9 protein-coding genes are annotated in these 9,956 nt (G+C 74.3%); 3 read left to right on the top strand and 6 right to left on the bottom strand.

Annotated elements, in window-relative coordinates:
- Positions 1 to 61 precede the first annotated feature (61 nt).
- Together MXD57_RS04200 and MXD57_RS04205 are read right to left on the bottom strand one after the other, a co-directional pair.
- Entirely contained in the window at positions 62 to 949 is an 888-nt protein-coding gene (locus MXD57_RS04200; RefSeq protein ID WP_250399893.1) for an alpha/beta fold hydrolase, read from the bottom strand.
- A 146-nt stretch (positions 950 to 1,095) separates the two neighbouring features.
- Entirely contained in the window at positions 1,096 to 3,510 is a 2,415-nt protein-coding gene (locus MXD57_RS04205) for a DEAD/DEAH box helicase (RefSeq protein ID WP_250399894.1), read from the bottom strand.
- Positions 3,511 to 4,007: 497 nt separating this feature from the next.
- Here MXD57_RS04205 and MXD57_RS04210 point away from each other — a divergent pair, with 497 nt between their 5' ends.
- Positions 4,008 to 4,763, top strand: a complete 756-nt coding sequence (locus tag MXD57_RS04210) for a ferritin-like fold-containing protein (RefSeq protein WP_250399895.1) — start codon at positions 4,008 to 4,010, stop codon at positions 4,761 to 4,763.
- 71 nt (positions 4,764 to 4,834) lie between these two features.
- Here the strand turns inward: MXD57_RS04210 and MXD57_RS04215 are convergent, their stop codons facing one another.
- The 4 genes from MXD57_RS04215 to MXD57_RS04230 form a co-directional block, all read right to left on the bottom strand.
- Positions 4,835 to 5,107, bottom strand: a complete 273-nt coding sequence (locus MXD57_RS04215) for a hypothetical protein (RefSeq protein WP_250399896.1) — start codon at positions 5,105 to 5,107, stop codon at positions 4,835 to 4,837.
- A 219-nt stretch (positions 5,108 to 5,326) separates the two neighbouring features.
- Positions 5,327 to 5,554, bottom strand: coding sequence for a DUF3107 domain-containing protein (locus MXD57_RS04220; RefSeq protein WP_250399897.1), 228 nt, complete (start codon positions 5,552 to 5,554; stop codon positions 5,327 to 5,329).
- Positions 5,555 to 5,686: 132 nt separating this feature from the next.
- On the bottom strand, positions 5,687 to 6,328 hold the full coding sequence (locus tag MXD57_RS04225) for a TetR/AcrR family transcriptional regulator (RefSeq protein ID WP_250399898.1): 642 nt from the start codon (positions 6,326 to 6,328) through the stop codon (positions 5,687 to 5,689).
- A gap of 168 nt (positions 6,329 to 6,496) precedes the next feature.
- Positions 6,497 to 6,733, bottom strand: coding sequence for a hypothetical protein (locus MXD57_RS04230; RefSeq protein WP_250399899.1), 237 nt, complete (start codon positions 6,731 to 6,733; stop codon positions 6,497 to 6,499).
- 255 nt (positions 6,734 to 6,988) lie between these two features.
- Between MXD57_RS04230 and MXD57_RS04235 the strand changes: the two genes are divergently transcribed.
- Positions 6,989 to 8,008, top strand: coding sequence for an alpha/beta fold hydrolase (locus MXD57_RS04235; protein WP_250399900.1), 1,020 nt, complete (start codon positions 6,989 to 6,991; stop codon positions 8,006 to 8,008).
- Between the two features lie 6 nt (positions 8,009 to 8,014).
- Positions 8,015 to 9,589 carry a DUF3152 domain-containing protein gene (locus MXD57_RS04240; protein WP_250399901.1) on the top strand — a complete coding sequence of 525 codons (1,575 nt, stop codon included), beginning with the start codon at positions 8,015 to 8,017 and terminating at the stop codon, positions 9,587 to 9,589.
- Positions 9,590 to 9,956: the final 367 nt, after the last annotated feature.

Below are 9,956 nucleotides of genomic sequence, written 5' to 3' on the forward strand. Positions count from 1 at the left end.
CTGCGCGGTGAGCCTCGCGGACGCGGGGCCGGCCGACCACGTCGCCGCCCGGCGTCGCAGGTCAGCCGGTGGCCGCGGGGTGGGCGTCCCAGAAGTCGGCGAGGGCCCGGGCGGTGCTCAGGGGCTGGTCGGTGTTGGGTGAGTGCTCGGCGCCCTCGACGACCGTCCGCCGGGCCGCCAGCCGCACGGCCATGTCGTCGAGCAGGTCCAGCGGCCAGGTGTCGTCCAGTGCGCCCGACAGGACGTGGAACGGCAGCGGCACGGCGGCCAGTTCGGCGACACGGTCCGGCTCGGAACACAACTGGCGGCCGGTGGCCAGGAGTTGGGCGGGCTTGTTGCCCATCCAGCGGCGCCGCAGGTCGGCCCGGTTGTCGAGGCCGCCGTCCAGCCCGCCGGTGGCGGTCTCCTCCGGCGCCTCCATGGCCTGGATCGCGTCCCACACCTCGGCCATCGTCATCACCGCGAGCGCGTCCCGGAGCAGCTTGACACGCTGCCGCTGGGAGGCCGAGATCTGCGCCGGGCCGGAGGCCATCAGGGTGAGCGACGCGAAGGGGGAGTGGTCCAGCAGCACGGCCGCGCGCGAGACCTGCCCGCCCAGCGAGTGTCCCAGCAGGTGCACCGGCGCCGCCCCGACGGCCGCCACCTGCGCGAGCACGTCCCTGGCCAGCGCCTCCTGGGCGTAGGCGGACTCGTCGTGCTCGGGACCGTCGGTCTCGAACTGGCCGCGCCCGTCCACGGCCACGGTCCGGTACCCGCGCTCGGCCAGCGGCACGTGCAGCGGGTTGAAGTCCTCCTTGCTGCCGGTGAACCCCGGCAGCAGCAGCGCGACCCCCTTGGGCTCGACCCCGTCGGCGACGGGCGCGTCGACCACGGCGAACTCGCCGCGTGCGGTCCGCAGGGAGTACGCACGGGCACCGGCGGGCGGGACGAAGGTGGCAGGCCTGCTCATGGGAAGAGGCTATCGGGCGCGGCGACGGGGCGGGTGACGGGCCGTGCGCCGGCCGGAGACGGGGAGGAGACGCCGATGGCCCGGCCCACCGAGGTGGACCGGGCCATCGGACCGGGCCCGTCGTGCCGTCCGGCCGGGGCGCCGGGTCAGGCTTCGGGAGCCTCCGCGGCGGCCGTCGCCTTGCGGGTACGGCGCGCCTTCGGAGCCGCCTCGGCGGACTCGGCGGCGGATGCCGCCGCCTTGCGGGTGGTCCGGCGGCGCGGCTTGGCCTCCGGCTCCTCGGTGGCCTGCGCCGGGATCTCCGGGACAGCCGCCTCGGCGACGGCCTTACGGGTCCGCCGTGCCTTGGGCGCGGCCACCTCCGCCCCGTCCACCGCGGCCTCGGCGGCCGCCTTCTTGCGGGTGCGGCGCGGCTTGGCCTCGGTGGCTTCCGCGGTGTCGACGGCGGTCTCGGCGGCGGCAGCGGTCTTGCGGGTCCGGCGCGGCTTGGCCTCGGCCTCGGGTGCCTCGACGGTCTCCGGTGCCGCGGCCGCCTTCTTGCGGGTGCGGCGCGGCTTGGCCTCGGTGGCTTCCGCGGTGTCGACGGCGGTCTTGGCGGCGGCAGCGGTCTTGCGGGTCCGGCGCGGCTTGGCCTCGGCCTCGGGTGCCTCGACGGTCTCCGGTGCCGCGGCTGCCTTCTTGCGGGTGCGGCGCGGCTTGGCCTCGGTGGCTTCCGCGGTGTCGACGGCGGTCTTGGCGGCGGCAGCGGTCTTGCGGGTGCGGCGCGGCTTGGTCTCCGTGGCTTCCGCGGTGTCGACGGCGGCCTCGGCGGCCGACTCGGCCTTCTTGCGGGTGCGGCGCGGCTTCGGCTCGGCGGCCTCGACCGCGGCCTCGGGCGCTGCCACCACGGATGCCGGCTCGGCCACGGGTGCCTCGGCCACCGGTGCCTCGGGCACGGCGGTTCCGGCCGGCTGGGCGCCCTTCCGGGTGCGGCGGCGGCGCGGCTTCTCCGCAGCTTCCAGGGCCGCCGGCCCCTCCGCCGTGTCCATCGACTCGACGGCGGCCGACTCGACGGCGGCCGACTCGACGGCGGCCGACTCGGCGGCGGGCGTCTCGACGGTCGTGGCGGCGGCCGTCACCGGCTCGCCCTCCGACCCGCCGCGCGTACGGCGGCGACGGCGCGGGGTACGGGTCCCCGTGGGCTCCTCGTCGGTGCCGGACCCGGTTGCCGGCGCCGGGGCGGTGGACGCGTCGAGCGGGGCCCCGCCACGGGTACGGCGGCGACGGCGCGGGGTGCGGGCCGGACGCTCACGCTCGGCCGACGGGGCGGCACCGGAGTCGGCGCGGCCACCGCGACCGCCCCGGCCACGGCCGCGTGCTCCGCGGCCACCGGTCTCGCCCAGATCCTCCAGCTCCTCCGCGTCGAGCCCGGCACGGGTCCGCTCCGAGCGCGGCAGTATGCCCTTGGTGCCCGCGGGGATGCCGAGGTCCGAGAAGAGGTGCGGAGAGCTCGAGTACGTCTCCGCCGGGTCGTTGAAGTCCAGCTCCAGCGCCTTGTTGATGAGCTGCCAGCGCGGGATGTCGTCCCAGTCCACGAACGTGATCGCCGTACCCTTCGCGCCCGCGCGGCCGGTGCGGCCGATGCGGTGCAGGTAGGTCTTCTCGTCCTCGGGGGACTGGTAGTTGATGACGTGGGTCACGCCCTCGACGTCGATGCCGCGGGCGGCGACGTCGGTGCAGACGAGGACGTCGACCTTGCCGTTGCGGAAGGCGCGCAGGGCCTGCTCGCGGGCGCCCTGGCCCAGGTCGCCGTGGACCGCGCCGGAGGCGAAGCCCCGCCGCTCGAGCTGCTCGGCGATGTCGGCGGCGGTGCGCTTGGTGCGGCAGAAGATCATCGCGAGGCCGCGGCCGTCGGCCTGCAGGATGCGGGCGGCCATCTCCGGCTTGTCCATGGAGTGCGCGCGGTAGACGAACTGCTTGATGTTCGCGACCGTCGCGCCCTCGTCGTCCGGGGCGGTGGCGCGGATGTGCGTGGGCCGCGACATGTAGCGGCGCGCGAGGCCGATGACCGCGCCCGGCATGGTCGCCGAGAACAGCATGGTCTGGCGCTTCACGGGGAGCATGTTGATGATCTTCTCGACGTCGGGCAGGAAGCCCAGGTCGAGCATCTCGTCGGCCTCGTCGAGGACCAGGCACTTGACGTGCTTCAGGTCCAGCTTCTTCTGGCCCGCGAGGTCGAGGAGCCGGCCCGGGGTGCCGACGACCACGTCGACGCCCTTCTTCAGGGCCTCGACCTGGGGCTCGTAGGCACGGCCGCCGTAGATCGCGGTGACGCGCACGTTGCGCACCTTGCCCGCGGTCAGGAGGTCGTTGGTGACCTGCTGGCACAGCTCGCGCGTGGGGACGACGACGAGCGCCTGCGGCGCGTCGGTCAGGGCCTCGGGGGCGGCGCGGCCGGTCTCCACGTCGGCGGGGACCGTCACGCGCTCGAGGAGCGGGAGACCGAAGCCCAGCGTCTTGCCGGTGCCGGTCTTGGCCTGGCCGATGACGTCCGTGCCAGAAAGGGCGACGGGGAGTGTCATCTCCTGGATGGGGAAGGGTGTGACGATGCCGACGGCCTCCAGGGCCTCGGCCGTCTCGGGAAGGATTCCGAGGTCTCGAAACGTCGTAGTCAGGGTGCTGCCTCTTCTGTGTGGCGCGGCGCGAGGCGAGCGTCGGGGTCGTTGACGGACCGTGCCGGGGACGTCGGCTGCCATACGGGCGAACCACTCGGGCCAGCCGTAGGGCACGGGACCATTTGCCGACGCTCTAGCGCTCGTACCGCTGAGGGTGTCCCTCCGGTCGACGTACGTATGTTCCGTACGGCCGGGGAGGGCTGTCGGGTCGGAGCCGATCGGGCCACCGACCGGGCATCCTCATGCGTGCGGCCTGTCGGGACACGTCGAACACCGTCGACGCACTCAGCCAGGCGCATTACCACCATACCCCGGATTCGCGCACATGCGATGGCCGATTTGCTCACGTAGTCGTCGTCACACTGGTCGACCAGGGGCTTCCGGGCCCGGAGGGGCGGACTATTGTGCGCCTCATGACTAGCTCTGACAAGCCTGAGAACGCGCCCGCCGCCGCTGCCGCACCCACCGGCGTCGCCGCCCAGGACTGGACCCGGGCCTCCGCCGACCCGCAGTACCGTGCCGCGGTCGTGGACCTGCTCGGGGCGCTCGCCTACGGCGAGCTCGCGGCGTTCGAGCGGCTCGCGGAGGACGCCAAGCTGGCGCCCACGCTCGCGGACAAGGCGGAGCTGGCCAAGATGGCCTCGGCCGAGTTCCACCACTTCGAGCGGTTGCGCGACCGGCTGACCGAGATCGGTGAGGAGCCGACCGCGGCGATGGAGCCGTTCGTCGCGGCCCTGGACGGGTTCCACCGGCAGACGGCGCCCTCGGACTGGCTGGAGGGCCTGGTCAAGGCGTACGTCGGCGACTCGATCGCCAGCGACTTCTACCGGGAGGTCGCGGCCCGTCTCGACTCCGACTCGCGCGAGCTGGTCCTCGCCGTCCTCGACGACACCGGGCACGCGGGCTTCGCGGTGGAGAAGGTGCGCGCGGCGATCGACGCGGACCCGCGTGTGGGCGGGCGGCTGGCGCTGTGGGCGCGGCGGCTGATGGGTGAGGCCCTGTCGCAGTCGCAGCGGGTGGTCGCCGACCGGGACGCGCTGTCCACGATGCTCGTGGGCGGTGTGGCCGACGGGTTCGACCTCGCCGAGGTGGGCCGGATGTTCTCCCGCATCACCGAGGCGCACACCAAGCGGATGGCCGCGCTGGGCCTCGCGGCCTGAGCCCCGGCCTCCCGGCACGGGGTCGGGCCTTTTTAGGGGGGCGCGGTCACGCCCCCTCGGCGGCGTCGCGGCTACGCCGGGATCGATCGTCGGCGCAGCCCGCGGCCGGCCGGGCGGAGCAGCAGGGACAGCGAGGCCGCCGAGAAGACCGCGGCGCCCAGCAGGCTCGGCAGGGCCGTGCCGGGACCGAGTGCGCTGTGGGTGACGAAGTCACCGAAGAGGGCGCCGGCGACGCCCGTCGCGAAGACCAGGGCGGGAGCCGGCAGCCGGTGGGCCAGCCGCTGCGTCGCCGCCCAGGCGAGGACCAGACCGACCACTGCGGATCCGAGCACTTCCAGGATCATGTCGGGGGTCCCTCCCACGGCCGGCCGGTGCTTCACGGTCGTAGCCCGTCCTACCCGTGACCTGCGGAGCGCAACCCTCCTCCGGGGACCACGTGTGCTCCATCCGCGCGCGGCCGGCGCTGACCTCACGGCGGCACGCGGACCCGGCGGCACGGGGCACCACAGGACGGAGGGGACCCGGTGGCGCCGTGCCACCGGGTCCCCTCCGCCGAACGGGACCTACAGAGTGCCGAAGCCGACCTTGCGGACGGTCGGCTCGCCGATCTCCACGTACGCCAGGCGGTCCGCCGGCACCAGGACCTTGCGGCCCTTCTCATCCTCGAGGCTGAGCAGCGGCGTCTTTCCGGCCAGGGCCTCAGCCACCACGCGCTCGACCTCGTCGACGCTCTGACCGCTCTCCAGAACGATCTCGCGGGGCGCGTGCTGCACGCCGATCTTGACCTCCACGGCTATGTCCCTCCGACGGTCAGTGCTGTGCGCGATCTTCCGCGCCGTACCAGCACACATTAGCCCGGTGAGGGGACGTACACGCTGCGGGCCGGAACGCCATCAGCGAACACCGCGGGGAACGGACGACCGTCAGTGGTGGTCGATGCCGTGCAGCGGGAAGCCGGCGATGCCCCGCCAGGCCAGTGAGGTCAGCAGTTGCACCGCCTGGTCGCGCGGCACACTGCGGTCGCTGTGCAGCCAGGAACGCGCCACCACCTGGGCGAGACCGCCGAGGCCGGAGGCCAGCAGCATCGACTCCGCGCGCGACAGGCCGGTGTCCTCCGCGATGACGTCGCAGATGGCCTCGGCGCAGTCGTTGGTGACCTTGTCGACGCGTTCGCGCACCGCGGGCTCGTTCGTCAGGTCGGACTCGAAGACCAGGCGGAAGGCGCCGCCGTCGTCCTCCACGTAGGCGAAGTAGGCGTCCATGGTGGCGCGGACGCGCTGCTTGTTGTCGGTCGTCGAGGCGAGCGCGTTGCGCACCGACTGGATCAGCGCCTCGCAGTGCTGGTCCAGCAGCGCGAGATAGAGGTCCAGCTTGCCGGGGAAGTGCTGGTAGAGCACCGGCTTGCTGACGCCGGCCCGCTCCGCGATGTCGTCCATCGCCGCGGCGTGATAGCCCTGAGCGACGAAGACCTCCTGGGCGGCGCCCAGCAACTGGTTCCGTCGGGCTCGGCGCGGCAGCCGTGTGCCGCGCGGGCGTGCCGCCTCAGTCTGCTCGATGGCTGTCACGCCGCCTCCCAAAGTCGTCCACGTGCGGTGCAGGCCGCGCGGCCATCGTACTTTTCGGTAACCGTGCTGTGCGCGGTGCGAGCGCAGAATTTCACGTACCGGACGGCGAGGAAAGCGGTCGACGCCCCCCTGGCGCTGCCGATCGGGTACCGCGCGGTGGCCGCGAGGTCAGCGGTAGTCGTCCTCGTCGAGGGAGACGACGCGCCGCTGTTCCACGAGATCGGCCTCGTTTCCGCGGGCCGGGTCCACGTCCGTCAGGGGGTCGTCGCGCTCCGGGGTGACGTCCGTGTGCTGCTCGGCGGAGTCCACCTCGGGGGCCTCGACGTCGATCTCCGGGGCGCTGTCGTTCTCCCGGTCCTCAGCGGCGTCGGGCTCGATAGGGTCCTCGATGGAGTCGTGGGTCATGGTGGGCTCCCTTCCTACGAACGTCCCTGGAACCAGCAGGGGCCACATTCGGGTGCCCTCTGTACGAGCCTAGGAGACACCTGATTCCGGTGCCATGCCGTGGACGCCCGCCGGCCTCGTGCGCGCGGCCTCCGGGAGGGGGCGCCGCCCCGTCCGGTCCGCGCCGCGTTCCCGGGCCCGTGTCCGCGCCGGACCGGTGCGGTCTGTGACGGCGAACACATGAGTCGCTACGTGATCGTCTCGTAACATTGCCGCATGTCTTCGACCGAGTCGCCGTCCGTGCCGGCCGCAAGTGTCCTGCCCAGGGTCGCGCCCGTCCGGGTCGGTGAGGGCGAGCGGCTGAGGTCGGTGGGGCTGCCCGGGGCCACCCTGACACTGCGTTCACGGCCGCCCGCGCGTGAGGGGCTGCCGCCCGCTCTCTTCGTCCACGGGCTCGGCGGTTCCTCGCAGAACTGGTCGTCGCTGATGGCGGAGCTGGACGGCGTCGTCGACGGCGAGGCGGTGGACCTGCCGGGCTTCGGTGACTCCCCGCCCCCGGACGACGGCGACTACTCCGTCACCGGGCACGCGCGCGCGGTCATCCGCTGTCTGGACGCCACCGGTCGCGGCCCGGTGCACCTCTTCGGCAACTCCCTCGGCGGCGCGGTCGCCACGCGCGTGGCCGCCGTCCGGCCCGATCTCGTCCGGACGCTCACCCTGGTGTCGCCCGCACTCCCGGAGCTGCGGATCCAGCGGACCGCGGTGCCGACGGGACTGCTCGGCGTCCCCGGCATCGCCGCGCTGTTCACCCGGCTCACCCGGGAGTGGACGGCCGAGCAGCGGGTGCGCGGCGTCATGGCGCTCTGTTACGGCGACCCGGGACGCGTGTCGGCCGAAGCGTTCCGGCACGCCGTGGAGGAACTGGAGCGACGGCAGCAACTGCCGTACTTCTGGGACGCGATGGCACGATCCGCGCGCGGTATCGTCAACGCCTACACCCTGGGCGGACAGCACGGGCTGTGGCGCCAGGCCGAGCGGGTGCTCGCCCCGACCCTCCTGGTCTACGGCGGGCGCGACCAGTTGGTCGGCTTCCGCATGGCCCGCAAGGCCGCCCGTTCCTTCCGCGACTCGCGTCTGCTGTCGCTGCCGGAGGCGGGACACGTGGCGATGATGGAATACCCGGAGGTGGTGGCGGGGGCGTTCCGGGAACTCCTCGGGCGGGCCAGGACGCCGGGCGGCGAGGCGGCCGCGGACACGGGCGCGCAAACGGACACGGACACAGACATGGAGAGCTGAGGGCTGGTGGGACGCCACAGTCGCCGCGGAGCGGCCCCCAAGGGCGGTTCCGCGGACGCGAACGCACAGCGGGAGGCGCGGGGCGCGGCCCCGGGGGCCGGACAGGAGGCAGCCGGACGCGAGGTCCGGCTGCCCGGCCAGCGCCGGGCCGCGGAGGGCGGCCCGGCCGTCCGGGGGGCGGCACCGCGCCCGGCGCCGGGGCCCCCCGGCTTTCCGCCCGGCACCCCCGCCCGTGGCGTTCCACGACCGCCCGGGGGCACGCCCGCGCAGGGTGTGCCGGGTTCCGCGAACGACGCTCCGGCCCGCCGGGTGCCGGGGCCTTCCGACGGCACACCGGCCCGCGGTGTTCCGCGGTCGCCCGACGGCACGCCCGCGCACGGTGTGCCGCGGCTCGGCGGCGGGGCCGCGCGGGCCCGTGGCGGGCACCCCGAGCAGTGGGAAGCCGGTGGCGGCTGGGGCGAGTTCAAGGGGGCGGCCGGCGGCGCCGGGACCGCTCCCGGCGGGCCGGGGGGAGCCGGGGGACCGGCGGCCTCCGCGGCTGCCGGTGCCAGGCAGGGCACGAGCGGCCCCGGTACGGCCCTCCCGCGGCAGCGGCGGCGGCAGGGCCCCCGGCAGGACTACCTGGACGCGTTCGACGAGGACATCGACGTCTTCGAGCCCGGCTCCGGACGCCGCTCCGGGCCCGGCGGCGGACCGGAGCCGGCCGACCCCGGCACGGATTCGGCCGGCTCCGGAACAGGTCACGGGGCTCACGGCGACGGGCCCGGGGCCGCCGTGCCCGCACCGCGCTCCGGCGGCAGGACCCGGGCCTTCACCGGCATCGCGGCCGCCGCCGTGACCACCGCCCTGGCGATCGTCGTGGCCGGCCAGGTCGCGGACGGCCACGACGGCAGCGCCGCCCAGGCGCAGTCCACCACCGGCCGGACGGACGACGCCCACGCCCCCGGCGCCGCGCCCTCGGACGTGCCCGGCGCGACGGCGCTGACGTACGAGCAGAAGATGGACCGGACGTACCCGATCAGCGCCGAGCTGAAGGGATCCGGGAAGTTCGACGCGGTTCCGGGCCTCGACAAGGCCCCCGGCGGGGGGAAGAAGTACACCTACCGGGTGGACGTCGAGCAGGGGCTCGACCTGGACGGTGAGCTGTTCGCCGAGGCCGTGCAGAAGACGCTGAACGACGACCGCAGTTGGGCCCACGACAGTGCCCGTACCTTCGAGCGGGTCTCCTCGGGCCACCCGGACTTCGTGATCACGCTCGCCAGTCCGGACACCACCGCCGACTGGTGCGCCAAGTCCGGACTGGACACCACGGAGGACAACGTCTCCTGCGACTCCGCCGCCACCGAACGCGTGATGATCAATGCCTACCGGTGGGCGCAGGGCAGCAGGACCTACGCGGACGACATCCATGCCTACCGGCAGATGCTGATCAATCACGAGATGGGCCACCGGCTCGGCCGCGGTCACGTGAACTGCGGCAAGGACGGCGAACTCGCCCCGGTCATGCAGCAGCAGACCAAGTTCCTCGACCACGACGGAATCCACTGCCTGCCCAACCCCTGGCCCTACCCCGAGGGCTGACGGCCGGCGCCCACGCGGCCGCGCCGGTCGGCGGGCCGAGGCGGGAACCCGGCCCCGCGCCCGCGCACATCGCGCACGACCGCGCCACGGCCCACCGGGTCGGTGGCCGGGCCGCGGCGGCGCGCCGCGGGCGGACCGAGGAGTCCGGCCCCGCGTACCAGGTCCACCGCGCCCCGCGCGCGTCGTGCGCGCAGCGGTTCCCGGCTCCGTGCCCGCACCCGGTCCGCGGCCCGACGGCGGTCGGCCCGGCGGGAGTTGGCGGCGGTGTGGCCTTTGCGCACGGACGATCACGTTCCGCAGTCTTAGCGCGAAAGAACGCCATCTGTACCGGAAAGTTACGCCCGTTCACCCCTTTTGGTGGCGCGGC

Origin of the sequence: Streptomyces cellostaticus (genome assembly GCF_023630175.1) — a bacterium.
Classification (GTDB): domain Bacteria; phylum Actinomycetota; class Actinomycetes; order Streptomycetales; family Streptomycetaceae; genus Streptomyces; species Streptomyces cellostaticus_A.

Coding starts and splice junctions, on each gene's coding strand:
- MXD57_RS04200 (WP_250399893.1), bottom strand. CDS start 949: ATGAGCAGGCCTGCCACCTTCGTCCCGCCCGCCGGTGCCCGTGCGTAC.
- MXD57_RS04205 (WP_250399894.1), bottom strand. CDS start 3,510: ATGACACTCCCCGTCGCCCTTTCTGGCACGGACGTCATCGGCCAGGCC.
- MXD57_RS04215 (WP_250399896.1), bottom strand. CDS start 5,107: ATGATCCTGGAAGTGCTCGGATCCGCAGTGGTCGGTCTGGTCCTCGCC.
- MXD57_RS04230 (WP_250399899.1), bottom strand. CDS start 6,733: ATGACCCACGACTCCATCGAGGACCCTATCGAGCCCGACGCCGCTGAG.
- MXD57_RS04235 (WP_250399900.1), top strand. CDS start 6,989: ATGTCTTCGACCGAGTCGCCGTCCGTGCCGGCCGCAAGTGTCCTGCCC.